Origin of the sequence: Fodinicola feengrottensis (assembly GCF_039530045.1) — a bacterium.
Lineage (GTDB): Bacteria > Actinomycetota > Actinomycetes > Mycobacteriales > HKI-0501 > Fodinicola > Fodinicola feengrottensis.
On sequence record NZ_BAAANY010000010.1, the window covers coordinates 26,484 to 39,945 of the forward strand.

At 66.3% G+C, this 13,462-nt stretch carries 16 protein-coding genes and 2 pseudogenes; 6 read left to right on the top strand and 12 right to left on the bottom strand.

Annotated elements, in window-relative coordinates; translation table 11 throughout:
- The first annotated feature begins 15 nt into the window (after positions 1-15).
- Positions 16-888, top strand: coding sequence for a DUF4097 family beta strand repeat-containing protein (locus ABD301_RS16420; protein ID WP_344311164.1), 873 nt, complete (start codon positions 16-18; stop codon positions 886-888).
- Positions 889-977: 89 nt separating this feature from the next.
- On the opposite strand, the gene ABD301_RS16425 is transcribed toward ABD301_RS16420, so the two are convergent.
- The 4 genes from ABD301_RS16425 to ABD301_RS16440 all read right to left on the bottom strand — a co-directional run bounded on the left by ABD301_RS16425 (position 978) and on the right by ABD301_RS16440 (position 4,316).
- Positions 978-1,538 (bottom strand): DUF2752 domain-containing protein, encoded by a 561-nt coding sequence (locus ABD301_RS16425; RefSeq protein WP_344311165.1) that lies wholly within the window; start codon positions 1,536-1,538, stop codon positions 978-980.
- Positions 1,539-1,630: 92 nt separating this feature from the next.
- The gene (locus tag ABD301_RS16430) at positions 1,631-1,897 is read right to left on the bottom strand and encodes a S41 family peptidase (RefSeq protein ID WP_279583044.1); all 267 of its coding nucleotides are present in this window, start codon (positions 1,895-1,897) and stop codon (positions 1,631-1,633) included.
- 43 nt (positions 1,898-1,940) lie between these two features.
- Entirely contained in the window at positions 1,941-3,137 is a 1,197-nt protein-coding gene (locus tag ABD301_RS16435; RefSeq protein WP_344311166.1) for a winged helix-turn-helix domain-containing protein, read from the bottom strand.
- A 63-nt stretch (positions 3,138-3,200) separates the two neighbouring features.
- Positions 3,201-4,316, bottom strand: a complete 1,116-nt coding sequence (locus ABD301_RS16440; RefSeq protein ID WP_344311167.1) for a DNA glycosylase AlkZ-like family protein — start codon at positions 4,314-4,316, stop codon at positions 3,201-3,203.
- A 63-nt stretch (positions 4,317-4,379) separates the two neighbouring features.
- Here ABD301_RS16440 and ABD301_RS16445 point away from each other — a divergent pair, with 63 nt between their 5' ends.
- The 3 genes from ABD301_RS16445 (at position 4,380) to ABD301_RS16455 (ending at position 6,632) form a co-directional block, all read left to right on the top strand.
- Positions 4,380-5,345 (top strand): helix-turn-helix transcriptional regulator, encoded by a 966-nt coding sequence (locus ABD301_RS16445; protein ID WP_344311168.1) that lies wholly within the window; start codon positions 4,380-4,382, stop codon positions 5,343-5,345.
- The gene (locus tag ABD301_RS16450; protein ID WP_344311169.1) at positions 5,342-5,920 is read left to right on the top strand and encodes a GNAT family N-acetyltransferase; all 579 of its coding nucleotides are present in this window, start codon (positions 5,342-5,344) and stop codon (positions 5,918-5,920) included. The genes ABD301_RS16445 and ABD301_RS16450 overlap by 4 nt, the downstream gene beginning before the upstream one ends.
- Positions 5,921-6,062: 142 nt before the next feature.
- Complete coding sequence (locus ABD301_RS16455; RefSeq protein WP_163573320.1) at positions 6,063-6,632, top strand: GNAT family N-acetyltransferase; 570 nt, start codon at positions 6,063-6,065, stop codon at positions 6,630-6,632.
- On the opposite strand, the gene ABD301_RS16460 is transcribed toward ABD301_RS16455, so the two are convergent.
- Positions 6,624-7,166: a hypothetical protein gene (locus ABD301_RS16460; RefSeq protein ID WP_344311170.1), complete on the bottom strand. Its 543-nt coding sequence runs from the start codon at positions 7,164-7,166 to the stop codon at positions 6,624-6,626. The genes ABD301_RS16455 and ABD301_RS16460 overlap by 9 nt on opposite strands.
- Before the next feature lie 189 nt (positions 7,167-7,355).
- Here ABD301_RS16460 and ABD301_RS16465 point away from each other — a divergent pair, with 189 nt between their 5' ends.
- Entirely contained in the window at positions 7,356-8,291 is a 936-nt protein-coding gene (locus ABD301_RS16465) for a dihydrodipicolinate synthase family protein (RefSeq protein WP_344311171.1), read from the top strand.
- On the opposite strand, the gene ABD301_RS42435 is transcribed toward ABD301_RS16465, so the two are convergent.
- On the bottom strand, positions 8,185-8,559 hold the full coding sequence (locus ABD301_RS42435; RefSeq protein WP_425551953.1) for a helix-turn-helix domain-containing protein: 375 nt from the start codon (positions 8,557-8,559) through the stop codon (positions 8,185-8,187). The genes ABD301_RS16465 and ABD301_RS42435 overlap by 107 nt on opposite strands.
- Positions 8,560-9,112: 553 nt before the next feature.
- Between ABD301_RS42435 and ABD301_RS16470 the strand changes: the two genes are divergently transcribed.
- Positions 9,113-10,354: an HNH endonuclease gene (locus ABD301_RS16470; protein WP_344311172.1), complete on the top strand. Its 1,242-nt coding sequence runs from the start codon at positions 9,113-9,115 to the stop codon at positions 10,352-10,354.
- 71 nt (positions 10,355-10,425) lie between these two features.
- Here the strand turns inward: ABD301_RS16470 and ABD301_RS42440 are convergent.
- The 6 genes and pseudogenes from ABD301_RS42440 to ABD301_RS16495 form a co-directional block, all read right to left on the bottom strand.
- A pseudogene (locus tag ABD301_RS42440) lies at positions 10,426-10,619 on the bottom strand (IS982 family transposase); the annotation flags it as partial.
- 31 nt (positions 10,620-10,650) lie between these two features.
- Positions 10,651-10,773: pseudogene (locus ABD301_RS42445) on the bottom strand (IS982 family transposase); the annotation flags it as partial.
- 143 nt (positions 10,774-10,916) lie between these two features.
- A complete protein-coding gene (locus tag ABD301_RS16480) occupies positions 10,917-11,459 on the bottom strand; it encodes a CHAP domain-containing protein (RefSeq protein ID WP_344311174.1) in 543 nt (180 codons plus the stop codon).
- 27 nt (positions 11,460-11,486) lie between these two features.
- On the bottom strand, positions 11,487-12,176 hold the full coding sequence (locus ABD301_RS16485; protein WP_163573328.1) for a glycoside hydrolase family 75 protein: 690 nt from the start codon (positions 12,174-12,176) through the stop codon (positions 11,487-11,489).
- A gap of 76 nt (positions 12,177-12,252) precedes the next feature.
- Positions 12,253-12,612 (bottom strand): hypothetical protein, encoded by a 360-nt coding sequence (locus tag ABD301_RS16490; RefSeq protein ID WP_344311175.1) that lies wholly within the window; start codon positions 12,610-12,612, stop codon positions 12,253-12,255.
- 90 nt (positions 12,613-12,702) lie between these two features.
- Positions 12,703-13,410, bottom strand: coding sequence for a FadR/GntR family transcriptional regulator (locus tag ABD301_RS16495; protein WP_279583050.1), 708 nt, complete (start codon positions 13,408-13,410; stop codon positions 12,703-12,705).
- Between the last annotated feature and the right edge of the window lie 52 nt (positions 13,411-13,462).

Below are 13,462 nucleotides of genomic sequence, written 5' to 3' on the forward strand. Positions count from 1 at the left end.
CCAAGGAGCTTCCTCGTGTACGAGTTCGATACCCCACGCCCGACCCGCCTCACCATCCGCTTGGCGGCAGGTGACATCACGGTGACTACGGCTGACGTCACCAAGACCACGGTCGACATCCAGGCGATGTCCGGCAGCGACGACCGGGCCGCCGAGGTGATCGGCCGCACCACCGTCGAGCAGCATGGCGATCTCATCAGCATCCAGTCCCCCGACCGCAGCGGCTTCATGCGCCGGCCGGTACGGCTGCGGGTGACGGTCACCGCGCCGCGCGGCAGCTCGGTGGAGAGCCGGGTGCACAGTGCCGACCTGCGCACGGTCGGCGTGCTGCGAGACGTGCACAGCCGCTCCGGCGCCGGCGACACGGTCATCGAGACCGCGACCGGTGACGTGAACGTCGAATGCGGCAGCGGCAACGTCGAGGTGGACCAGATCCACGGCCGGCTGCGCTATCACAGCGGCAGCGGCGACCTGCGGGTCGGCGACGCCGGCGGTCCCCTCATCGCGAACTGCGCCAGCGGCCGGATCCGCATCGAAGCCATCCGGGCCGGCGCGAAGATCACCGCCGCGTCCGGTGCGATCGAGATCGAGCGCGCGTACGCCGGCGAGGTCTCCGTCCAGGCCGCGTCCGGCAACATCACCGTCGGCGTACCGGCCGGCGTCGGCGTTTTCATCGACGCCACCGCGATGAGCGGCCGGGCGTCCAGCGAACTCCCCGTCACCGACAAACCGGCGAGCGGCCGCCCGGAGTTGTCCCTGCGGCTGCGCTCGCTGAGCGGCAACGTACGCGTCGTCCGCGCTCCGGACGCGCCCGCGACCGTCTCCACCCAGAAGGTCTTCACCGAAAGCCCGGTTGGATCCGCCACTGAGGTCCAGCTGGAGAAATAGCGAAACAAAACCACGGCGGTGGTTCGGCCCGATCTCGGTCTCTCGGGGGCCGAACCACCGCCGGATTTCTGGGTCGAGAAGGGGAAAGCTCAGACCCGGAAGTAAAGGAACGGCTCGAAAGGCAGGTTGCGGACCACCAGGTAGAGGATGCCCACCACCGCGAAGCCGATCCAGAACCGGTTGCCCGGCCGCCAGGTCGGAATCCGCCAGCCGAACATCCGCTTCGCCGCCCAGGCCACGTACGCGTAAACGACGATCGGGATCGACACCAGCGCGAAAAGGTGGAAGCGGGCGGCCTGGACGATCTGGCCGTGCAGCAAATACCACACCATCCGGGTGCCACCGCAGCCTGGGCAGTCCAGGCCGGTCAGGGACCGGAACAAACACTGCCCGAACGGGTCGGGCTGGGTGTCCGCAGGGTCGTGGGACAGCACCCAACCCACTGACGCGAGCATGCAGAACAGCACCGCCATCGGGGCCAGCCACGAGTGCCGCACCATCAGCGCCGGCAATCCCCGACGGCCGGTCACCGTGCTGCCGAGCCGCCAGCCCCACGGCGGGCCGCCGATGCCGTACGACAGCGCCGGCTGGTGCGAATGCCCGTCACCGTCGGTCGCCGACTCCCCCGGCCGTACCAGCACATCCGCCACCGCGGTGTCTCCTCACTCGGCTGCTGTTCGAACAGCTTTCACGGTACACGCGCGGCGCATCAGCCGAGCCGACGATGGGGCACCTGAACGGCCTATCGCCGCCGCCAACGCGGGGTCCCGGCCGTACGACTGCCGATCAGCGTCCCGAGCTTGAGGTCCTTCACGGCCGCGCTGAACGCGTCGCAGGCGGACGCGCAGCTACGGTCCGTCAGGACGGCCAGCGGCAGATCCAGCAGCGGCACACTGTTGTCGGTCCGGTTCGGCACGCAGTGGTCGGCGCTGTAACAGCAGAAACTCCACCCCTTGCCGTGCGCGAAAGCCCCCAGCAGTCGTCGCCGCCATCGCGAAAAGCGCACCACGCTTCGCTGTCCGTACGACCCATTGCCGATGGTGGGCTTGAAGTTATTTTTGCTTGTTAAGCGCGGCTTTCAGCGGTTTGGCGAGGTCGCCGGCGACCGGTGGCGCGACGCCGGACAGGCCCAGCCAGTCGGCCAGCCGCAGCAGTTCACCAGCCAGGTCCTCGCAGATCCCGCCAAGGTCGTGACCGATCTCCGAATGCACCGCCGGCACCCGGAGCAGACTGCCCTGCCGATCGGCTTTGAGGTCGACCCGGGCGACCAGCGACTCACCGCGCAGGAACGGCAGGACGTAGTAGCCGTAGACGCGTTTTGGCGCTGGCACGTAGATTTCCAGCCGATAGCGGAAGCCGAAGATCCGCTCGGTGCGCTTTCGTTCGAAAACCAGCGAATCAAAAGGTGACAGCAGCGCGGTCGCGTCCACCTTGCGCGGGATTTTCGCCGCCGGGTCGAGATAGGCCGGCGCCGACCAGCCCTGAACGCTGACCTCGGTGAGCTCGCCGGCCTCGACCAGCTCGGCGACCGCGCGCTTGCTGTCCGCCGGGCTCTGCCGGAAGTAGTCTCGCAGCTCCGGCTCGGTCGCCACCCCGAGCGCGTGCGCGGCGATCTTGATCAGACCGCGATGTGCCTGCGCCGGCTCCGGCGTCGGGGTCGCGACGACCTCCGGTGGCAGCGCCCGCTCGGTCAGGTCGTACACGCGCTCGAAGCCGCGTCTGGTCGAGCAGGTGATCTCACCGGTGTAGAAAAGCCACTCCATCGCGCTTTTGGTGTCGTCCCAGTCCCACCACGGGCCGGCTTTCTGCTGTCGCGGCTCAGCGATGTCGCCGGCCGACACCGGGCCAAGCTCGGCGACCATCTTCCTGACTTCCTCGATGAAACCGGGCCGCTCCTCCTGCAGCCGCCGGATCATCCCCCACGAGTCGACGGCGGCCCGCTCCATCCGCCAGCGCAGCAACGGCTGGGTGGTGACCGGGAGCAGCGACGCGACATGGCCCCAATACTCGAAAAGTTCGCGCTGGCGACCGTACGCGGCACGCTCCAACAACTCCGGCTTGTACACCCCAAGCCGGCTGAACAGCGGCAAGTAGTGCGATCGTACGAGCACATTCACCGAGTCGATCTGAATCAGCCCGATCCGCCCGAACACCCGCCGCAACCCCCGCAGGTCCGCGGCGCCCTTGGGCCGCGGGTCGGTAAACCCCTGCGCCGCCAACGCCACCCGCCGCGCCTGTCCTGCCGACATCTCCGCCACCCTGGCACCGTACCCGCCGGCTACGACACTCCCCTCCCGCCGGCCAAGGTCGAGTCAGCCGCCCACGTACGTGACCCGTACGTCCGGAACACCCCGCATCGCGGTGATTCTGCGTGCCTCTTCGGCGATTTCGTCGCGAGCGTCCGGATCGATGACGCCGAACTCGGTGACGGTGAGGTCAGTACGCGACTTGCCGCCCTGTTTCGCCCGCCAGGTTCCGACGATCTCGCCGTCCACCAGCACCGCGCCGGGATTGCCGAGAATTCGCCAGATCGCTTTCTGCGCCACCTTGTCCGGCACCAGCACATCGCGGTCGCGGCTCTGCAGATACGGATCGCCGGCGCCGAGCAGCCGGACCAGCGGCGCTGGTTTTGCCGCCCGTACGACATCAACCAGCTGGTCCGGCAGCCAAGCCGATCGCCCAGACACGTCCAGCTGCACCAGATCGGTCGGCCAGGCCGGCAGGATCGCGGTCCGCGTAGTGCCGAGATAGCCGGCGACATCGGCGGGTGCGGCTGGCCCGTACAAGCGGAGATAGGCGTCGATGATCCGCTGCACGCCGAGCGGCTTGGCCGGCACGCCTGGCCAACGAGGCAGGGCGCTGATGTTCAGCGGACTGGACTCCGGCTCCAGCCGGAGCCCGGCCGGCAGCCCACCGAGCCGCATCAACTGCTCGGACACGTGAGTGGACTTGCACCCGGCGCACCACCAGGACAGCTCCGGCCGGATCCGGGCCGTCACCGCGGTGCTCAGCATGCCCTTGGTCAGCGCCCGCTTCGCCCCGGAGACCTCGACGAACATCGCCTCGGCGACCTCGGTCAGCGCGTCCAGCGCGCTCGTCCCGGTGGACGTCACCTGCTTGCGCTGCCAGCCCAGCCTCGGCTGGGCGTCGCTCTCGCTCAGCGGCCACAGCTCTCCGGCGAGTTCTCGCAGGTCAGCTGGCCGGTGATAGTACGGGGAACCGCGAAACGACCACACCCGTTCGAGGGTGGAAAAGTCAGCCTCGCCGCGCAGTCGTACGGACGCGGCCAGCTGAGCCGCCGTGCCGTTGATGTCCGGCAGCCCCAGGTCGAGCACCGCGAGCTGGGCCAGGTCGGTTCCACTGCCGTCCAGCTGCTGGACCGCGATCCGGTACGCGAGCACCTGCCGCCGGTCGATCTGTTGCGCCATGGCGGCCATCCTGCCAGCCGTACCTGCCATCCCGTGACAGGAATGCGCGGCAGAATACGGTCCATGCGCGCGAGCCGACTCCTGCACCTGCTGCTGCTCCTGCAGAACCGCGGCCGGATGACTGCGCCAGAGCTGGCCACCGAACTGGAAGTGTCCGTACGAACGATCTACCGAGACGTCGAGTCCCTGTCAGCGGCCGGTGTGCCGGTCTACGCCGACCGCGGGCCGGCCGGCGGCTACCAGCTGGTCGACGGCTATCACACCCGGCTGACCGGCATGACGCCCGACGAGGCCGACTCGCTGTTCCTGGCCGGCATTCCGGGGCCGGCCGCCGAACTTGGCCTCGGCACGGTTTTCGCGGCCGCGCAACTGAAAGTGCTGGCCGCGCTGCCGCCGGAACTACGGTCGCGGGCGAACCGGGTGACCGAGCGCTTCTACCTGGACGCGCCCGGCTGGTTCACCGAAGCCGAAAGCGTGCCGCAGCTGGCACTGGTCGCGGACGCGGTGTGGAACTCGTTTCGCATCCGGGTGAGGTACGAGCGGTGGAACCGTACCGACGTCGAGCGCGTCCTGGAACCACTCGGCATTGTCCTGAAGGCCGGCACCTGGTACCTGATCGCGCAGGTGGATGGCGAGCCGCGGATGTACCGGGCGTCCCGGATCCTGGAAGCAGCGCTGCTGGACGAGAGCTTCGAGCGGCCGGCCGGCTTCGACCTCGCGGCGTACTGGTCGACCCGGAACGCCGAGCTGACCGCCTTGCTCTACAAGGAAACCGTGACCGTACGGCTGTCACCGCACGGCCAGCGGATGCTTTTCCTGCTGGGACAGGTCATCAGCCGGGCCGGCCGGGCGAAGATGTCCGAGCCGGACGCGGACGGCTGGGTGCGTACGGAGCTGCCCACCGAGTCGATCACGCACGCTGTCCACCAGCTGCTGCAACTTGGCCCGGACGTGCAGGTGCTCGACCCACCGGAGCTGCGGGATCGGCTGAAAGCGGCGGCGGCGGAGCTGGTAGAGCTATACGGGTGAGCGACTTCATCATCAGGCCAGCGGTCCGCCGGGACGCCGCCGCGGTCGCCGAGATTCGGGTCACGACCTGGCGGCAGGCGTACGCCGGGATCATGCCGGAGCAGGCGCTGGCCGCGCTCGACCCGATCGCGGACGCGAAGATGTACAGGGCTCGCTGGCCACGCAAGCCCGAAGCGCTGGCGAAGGTCGTCCAGGTCGCTGAGCGCGCCGGGCGGGTGGTCGGGTTCGTACGATCCGGCCCTTACCTGGCATCGCTCGCCGGAGTCGAGCCGGAGCCGTCCAAGGACGCGGTGGCCATTGGCCTGATCAACGCCCTCTATGTGCTGCCCAAACACCAAGGCGGCGGCATGGGAGCGGCGCTGCTGAAGACCGCGACCGAGGTGCTGGCGAGCCGCCGGATGGATCCGGTGGTGCTGTGGGTGCTCACCGAGAATGCGGCCGCTCGCCGGTTCTACGAGCGGATGGGCTTCGCCCCGGACGGCGGCAGCCAGCTGTTCCCGATCGCCGACCTGGTCGCCGGAGCCGCAGGCACCGAGATCGAAGAGGTCCGCTACGCCCGACCGGCGGCGCTTTAAGACTCGTGCAGGAAAATGCGCACGGATTTCAGTGCGTACGAAAGGCTTTTCATCAAGGTCGCCGGCGTCGGACAGTTTCTCCGGCTTCGGCAAGTGGAGCCGCTTCGGTAGGTCTTCCGGCGGCTGAGCTAGCCTCGGGCCCATGGCCGAGGTTGCGGTGCGTACCGCCGTGGAACAGGACGCTGCCGAGATCGCCCGGATCCAGCTGGAGACCTGGCGCATCGCGTACGCCGAGCAGCTGCCCGACGGCGCCCTCGACGGGGTCGAAGCAGAAGCGGCGACGGCTCGCTGGAGCGAGGCGGTCGGGCAGCCACCGACCGCCGCGCACCGGGTCCTGGTCGCGTACGAACGGGTCGGCGACGGCGACCCGACCACCGTCGGTTTCGCCGCCGCCGCACCGGCCGACCCGGCCGATGTCGAGGTTCCGCACGGCTCGGCGTTGCATGACCCGGCCACCACGGTCGCCATTCCGGCGCTGGTGGTGGAGCCACGGTGGGGCCGCCGCGGGCATGGCAGCCGGCTGCTCGCCGCGGTGGTCGATCTGGCCCGCGCCGACGGCGCCGAGCACGCCGTCACCTGGGTCCTGTCCGGCGACACCGCGTCACAGTCCTTCTACGCCTCCGCTGGCTGGCAACCCGACGGCACCGTCCGCGAGCTCTCCGCCAACGGCGACCTCATCCGCGAGGTCAGGTTGCACGCGGATTTAGGGTAGAACGGCGTCGCAGGTGACCGCTGTTTTAGCGCTCTTGGTGACAACTTTGCGTCCGTCGACGGAAATTGTGCAGGTGGTGAGGAGATCTTTGCCGCTGGCTGGGTCACTGTGCGCGTACAGGCTGACGTGTCGAGTGACGCTGACGCTGATGTCCTCGGTGATCGCCCACGGCGAGGTGTAGACCTGCGCGATAGCGCGCGCCTGGCCGTTCCCGTCCGTGTACGTGACCTTGTTCAGCAGTCCGGCGCCGGCTTTTCCGGTCGTCACCTGATAGGTCACTTCGTGTGACGGACCGCTGGGGGGGACATTCACCGATGTCGGATTCGCGATTCCGGTGGACTTATTCGGGCGATTGGTCACCGGCCCATTACTCTTTCGTTGCGCAATCCATTGCGTCATCACAAAACCACCGCCACAAAGCAGCAGCGAAATAGTGATCAATCCGGCCACAATGCCGACTAACAGGCCGCGCCGCCGACGCTGCGCATGCCCCGCCGAATGCGACATTTCCACCCCCGTGCAGATTTCCATCACCGTCGGAAGAGCAACGGCAAACGATCAAACGTCGGGGACTCCGAAAACGTGCCCAACATTCAATTGCGACGCTACTCACTCCTAGAAGACGCAGACAACGGACAACCGGTTGCACGATACGGCCCATTGCTTCCCTTAAGGACTAGACATAGGATGTCCCATGTCTAATCCTCAGGAAGGGAACGCCGGGTGCCCGCCAACCTCACCGGGGTCGTACCCCCGCTCTGTACGCCACTGACCGCCGATCAGGAGGTGGACGTACGCTCGCTGGAGCGGCTCACCAGCAGCCTCCTTGCGGCCGGGTGCACGGCCGTCCTCGCGCTCGGGTCGACCGGCGAGGTGGCTTTTCTGCCGGACGCGATGCGCCGACGGGTGCTCGAAGTGGTGACCGGATGCGTGGCTGGTGCGGTGCCGGTGCTGGCCGGTGTCATCGACATGACGACCATGCGGGTCGTCGATCACGTACGGGACGCGGAAAAATACGGCTGCGCCGCGGTGGTGACGACCGCGCCGTTCTACGCCCGGATCAACGCCGCCGAGATCGAGCGACACTTCCGGACTATCGCCGGCAGCAGCGATCTGCGGGTCTACGCGTACGACCTGCCCGTCGCCGTCGGCCGCAAGCTGCCCGCCGACCTGGTGCTGCGACTGCTCGCGGACGAGACGGTGGCCGGCGTGAAAGACTCCAGCGGCGACGACGGCTCACTGCGAACACTGATCGCGATGGCCGCCGACGCCGGTTTGGAAAACGCCTCGATCATGACCGGCTCCGAGCTGACCGTGGACAACGCCCTGCGGATGGGCGCGTCTGGAGTCGTACCGGGCCTGGGCAACGTCGACCCAGCCGGCTATGTCGCTCTCTACGACGCGGCCACCGATGACAACTGGGAAATCGCCCTCGCCGAACAGGAACGACTGCTGCGGCTCTTCCGAATCATCACCGTCGCCGACCCCGCCCGGATCGGACGGTCCGCTGGCGCGCTCGGAGCTTTCAAAGCGGCGCTCTATCTTCTCGGCATCATCGACTGCCCTCAGACGATGACGCCTCAACTTCCATTGCTCGCGGAGGAAATTTCGGTGATACGAGAGCTTCTGTTGGACGCTGAGCTGACTCCGGTGCGTTAGGTCGATTTTCCCGCTCCAACGTGGCGACCAGAACTTCCTCCACCTTGTCCAGCAAAATCGACGGCGGCCGACCCGGGCGCCGCTCATCGGCCACCCCATCCAACCGATACTCCACAAACCGCGACCGCCACTTACCCACAGTCGGCTGCGACCCACCAATCTCCGCCGCTACCTGCGTATTTGACCGACCTTCCGCACACGCCAAAACAATCCGACACCGCAAACGCCAACGCCTGCCCCGACTTCGCTCGCCGCGACAACCGAACAAGCTCCAACCGCTCAGCCTCAGTCAGCACCAACTCAGCCTTCAGACGCCCCACTCTCGCCCTAACACGAATTCTGCACTTTCTAAACGAATTTCAGGCGCAGGACAACAGCGAGGCTTCGCCTCTGACAGCCGAGGTGGCGGGGCTTAGTTCGGCGGCAGCAGCTCTACTTGATCTTGAGCCGGCTCGCGGGGGGACTTGCGGTCATGATCGACAGACCGCCCCCACCCGCCGCGCCGAAGTCCGATTGCCTAGACGACCGGGCGTGCCATCCAAAAATGGCTGGTCAGGACCATCTGCCGGTAATATGGGACGGGCAAAAGAGACGTTACTCCGGCTCAAAACTCAAGACAAACGTCAGAGTTTTGGACACCAAGGAGCGCTAGTAGCGTGTCGCTTCTACGCTACTGAGCCTTTACTTCGGAGCCCCAACGTTCTCGCTCGCAAGACTTGAACGCGCGCGCTCTATGTTTCGTTGGGATTATTGTGAAAGTATCCATTTCCTGATCACCCGTACACGACCAAACTGTCGGTGCCGGCGGTAGAATTAATGTCATGGCCGCCGGCGACGAAGTCACCTCTCCAGAGCTCTGGAGGTGTGACCCGGACGAGCTCGGTGAGCTGCTGCAGGAGAAAGAAAAAGCGGTCCGGCTGCTGCAGGTCGAGGTGCTGGACATTGTCGCGGCGATCCACCGGGGAAACGTCGGCAAGACGCTCGGGCACCGCAACACCCTGGGCATGCTGCAAGACCTCCTTCGACTGTCCCCCACAGAGGCATCCCGACGCTACAAGCGGGCCCTGAACCTGTGCCCCAGCCAAGCCCTGACCGGGGAAACACTCGCACCCACACTCAGCATCGCCAGTGAGGCGATGCGCCGCGGGGAGCTCGCGGACTCCCAAATCGACACCATTGTTGGGGTCGTGACCAGGCTCCCGGCCAGGGTGACCATCCGGGATCGTGAGGAAGCTGAAGCGTCCCTGGTGGAGCACGCGAAACGGTACACCGCACCAGGCCTAGCCAAAGTAGGGCGACGCATCCATGACCACCTGGACCCCGACGGACCCGCGCCCTCCGAACACGAAAACGAGAAACCACGCCGCGAACTATCCCTGCACACCGGGACAGACGGACGACTGAACTTCAGTGGCTCCTTCGACGGTGAGACCGGGACCCTGTTCAGTGAGATCCTCAGCCCGCTGGCCAAACCCCGCCCCGCTGAGAACGGCACCCCTGATCAGCGGTCAGTGTCCGAGCGCAACGGGGACGCGCTCGCGGAAGCGTTGGATCTCATCGCGGACTCCGCGAAACTCCCCACCCAAGGCGCCGAACGGCCGCATCTCACCATCACCATCAACTGGGACACGCTCCGAGACCGCCTCGGAGTCGCCTACCCACACAGCGGCGCACCCATCTCCCCAGAAGGTGTCCGCCGGCTGGCGTGTGACGCGGACATCATCCCGATGGTGCTGGGCAGCGACAGCGTGCCGCTGGATGTCGGACGCAACGAACGACTCATCACACCAGCCCTACGCAAAGCCTTGATAGCGCGAGATAAAGGCTGCGCCCGATGCGGTCGACCACCCCGCTGGACGAGGGGGCACCACGTGCAGCACTGGGCTGATGGTGGGCATACTTGCCTTGAAAATTGCGTGCTCCTGTGCGACCGGTGCCATCGTTTAGTGCACCACGGCGGCTGGGACGTACGCATCGTCAACGGAATTGTTGAATTCCTACCGCCCGCGTACGTTGACCGCGAACGAAGACCCATCCGCGGGATTAACCAGCTCGCCGCATAGAAAACCCACCCGGCCGCCGGGCACCACCACGCCCGGCGGCCCACATCCCTGTCTACTAAGGCGGAAACTCCAGCTAGGGCGAGGAGTCGTTGGCCGATGCGGGCGCGGAGGCTGTCGGGGGTTCGGGCGCCGTGTCGTTCCAGGGAGAGTTGGCCTTTGGTGGTGTCAAGACGGACTCGATGAGTTGGCGGATGCCGCCAGGGTCGCCGAATCGATGCTTTTCGTTTTTGCGGTCAGGGCGGACGAAGGTGATGCCCAGGTCAGCGGTGTGGGTGCGGAAATGGGAGTAGATGTTGGTCGCGGGCTTGGCCAAGCAGTTCGATCGCGACGTCGCGTTCGCCCAGTTTGGGGTTGGCCAGGCACCAAGTGATCGGCATGCCGTGGGCGGTGGTGACCAGGTAGAGCTTGACTCCCCAGTACCGGACAACCTGGTCATCGACGAACACGTACAGTGCCGTCAGAAGGGTATCGAGGTCAGTCTTCACAAACCGGCCATCGATACCCTTCGCCACGTCCACCACCCAGCCACTACGTCGAGCACGATCAATGAGGAATCACTCGGCTAGGAGGCCGAGACCCAGCCGTAGATGTTGCCCGGACGGCCGGCGGCGTGGGCATGCGTCGGATCGAACGGGCCGTGCTTTTCGACCTGGTTGTCGGAGTTGCCTTCGACAGTGGTGATGGTGCCGGTGCCGACCGCCACCACGATTCCGGTGTGCAGACTGGTGTCCGTGTTCTGCGGGCCGGTTCCGTAAAGGACGATGTCGCCGGGCTGCATTCCGGTGTTGGTCGAATGCGCCCGCCCCTTGCCCTGGCCCCAGGTATAGATATCACCGGTGAAGTCATACTGGGGAATGGAAATGCCGGCCTGCCGCCAGACCCAGGTGGCGAAGAGCGCGCACCACGCTTCACAGGGACCGTATTTCGTGCAGTTGCTGCCGGGAGGGTTCTCGCCGATCCCCAGCTCGCTGTTCGCGATGCTCACGATGTCCGTACGAACGGTGGCCGGCTGAACCACAGTGGCCGTCGCGGCCAGCGCCGCCACCGGAGTCGCGGTCACTGTCAGCGCGCCGGCGAGCAGCACGACCGTCATGATTTTTGTCATTCTACGCATGAAAATGCCTCCCAAGGATCAGTTGTGATCGATGAACTGCTGGGCGAGCGTACGACCGGCGGCGACGGCCTGGCCGTGGTTCTGAATGGTCGAGGTGGCCGAGCCAGGGAAGACGATGTACGTCACTCCGTTGTCCGCTCCCCCACTGGAGGGATCCGGATTAATGCCCAAGGCCTGCGCGGTGGCGTACGAAGCCTCGCCAATCTGCCCGCTGGGACCTTCGTCCCCGACGACCGCGTATTCGACATGTCCATTGTAGACAACTGCGAGAATGTCACCGCCATGGATTCCAGCGGTGGTGTATTTCCAGATACTGCTCGGAAGTGGCACCACGACGTACGGCAGCGACGCGGCATCCAATGGCGACCCGTCGGCCTCGTGGAATGACGTGTCATCCTGGAAGTCGGGATCGGTGCCGGTGTTGCATTCGTCGCTCTCCTGGCCGTCGCAGTCCACGGCCATGCTCGACGACCAGAAGAAGGCGCCGGTGGCTCCACAGATCGGTACGCGGCCGCCGATCTGCGGGTTGACATATGTCCCGTTCGATACCTGCCGGCAGCTATTTGTCTTGGCCAGCAAGGAAGAGGCACTCGGCTGACCGTCGTCGGAGGCAGGACTGGCGCGGGCCGGAATCGGTGTCGCGACGAGACAGAAAGTCGCTAGCCCGACCAGGAGCCGACGGTTGATTGACCTCGTTTTAGCATCCATGGGGCGAAGTATGGGAGCGACACATACAACGGACATACAACGCACAAAATCCAACGTTGCACTGCTAACCCGCCGGTTAGGTGTTTTGGCAGATCTCACCGACCGGGGTTTTCTCATTCCAGCCCTTGGCGCAGACGGTGGTGACGCCGACACCCCTGACCGTCAGCGGCGGCGGGCCTTCGCCCGCTGGGCCGACGATCGTCGCGCCTTTGGTGCTGCTGATGGCAAAGTGGCCGTAATAGGGCAGGGCGTCCTTGGCGATGTACGCCGTGGCGGTCCAGTTGTCCTCGGCACCGGTGATATTGACAGTGAGGTCCAGGCAGACCGAGTGGTCACATTTGGTGACGACCTGCTGGCTCGCGGCGGCGGCCGGTGCCGCGAGGGCGAGCAGCGCGCCCACGACCGTGACCGCTGCCGCGAAGTGTCGGATTTTCATGTCGGCTCCCCATTTCCATCGAGACAGCAAGGAGCTTTCTGGAGGTTCACCGAGCCACGCAAGGGTATTCGGGCTGGGCCGAAACGGGGCCTACGCGATCCGGTTGCGGATCCCGGTGAAGTGCTGCTCGGTGGCGACGACCGCCCGGGGAATATCGGCCGCTCTTACGGCTTCGTAGATCTCGCGGTGTTCGGCGGCGACGCCGGTCGCGGTGCTGTCCAACTCGCCGAACTGCCGGCTGAGCTCGTGATAGACGTGCCAGAAAGCGCCCAGCAACTGGGCCAGCAGGCGGTTTTGCAGCGGTGCGTAGAGATGGTCGTGAAAGCGGCGGTCCGCGTCCGGCGCGGTGTGCCCACCCTCGGCGGCTTTCTCCATCTCCAGCAAGGCATCCTCGACCCGGCCCAGGCTCGCCGGGTCGGCGGCGGCGATCACCTGCGGGACCAGCCCGACCTCCAGCGCGCTGCGGACCTCGACCAGCTCGCGGATCGCCTGCCGGTCGGTCCGCAACGACAGCTGGCCGCGAAAGGCGAGGCCGTCAGCCAGCGCGTCCAGCTCCAGCTGGCCCACGTACGTCCCGAAGCCGTGCCGGATCTCCACGATGCCGACCGCCTGCAGCGCTTTGAGGGCCTCCCGCAGCGAGTTCCGACCCACGTCCAAGCGGTCCATAAGGTCTGACTCGGTCGGCATCGGATCGCCCGGGCTGAGACCGTCGTCCAGGATCAGCTGCTTGATGCGCTCACGGATCGCACGCTGGCTGGCCGCGGCTGTCGACCGCGGGACGCGAGTGGACGTATCCACGCTCCGTGAACCTCACAACCCGATAGGTGAGAGTCGCACTTTACCCGCCGGT

Bases quoted from the DNA above. Each gene is read 5' to 3' on its own strand.
- ABD301_RS16435 (WP_344311166.1), bottom strand. From the start codon at position 3,137: ATGTCGGCAGGACAGGCGCGGCGGGTGGCGTTGGCGGCGCAGGGGTTT.
- ABD301_RS16440 (WP_344311167.1), bottom strand. From the start codon at position 4,316: ATGGCGCAACAGATCGACCGGCGGCAGGTGCTCGCGTACCGGATCGCG.
- ABD301_RS16445 (WP_344311168.1), top strand. From the start codon at position 4,380: ATGCGCGCGAGCCGACTCCTGCACCTGCTGCTGCTCCTGCAGAACCGC.
- ABD301_RS16455 (WP_163573320.1), top strand. From the start codon at position 6,063: ATGGCCGAGGTTGCGGTGCGTACCGCCGTGGAACAGGACGCTGCCGAG.
- ABD301_RS16470 (WP_344311172.1), top strand. From the start codon at position 9,113: ATGGCCGCCGGCGACGAAGTCACCTCTCCAGAGCTCTGGAGGTGTGAC.
- ABD301_RS16480 (WP_344311174.1), bottom strand. From the start codon at position 11,459: ATGACAAAAATCATGACGGTCGTGCTGCTCGCCGGCGCGCTGACAGTG.
- ABD301_RS16485 (WP_163573328.1), bottom strand. From the start codon at position 12,176: ATGGATGCTAAAACGAGGTCAATCAACCGTCGGCTCCTGGTCGGGCTA.
- ABD301_RS16490 (WP_344311175.1), bottom strand. From the start codon at position 12,612: ATGAAAATCCGACACTTCGCGGCAGCGGTCACGGTCGTGGGCGCGCTG.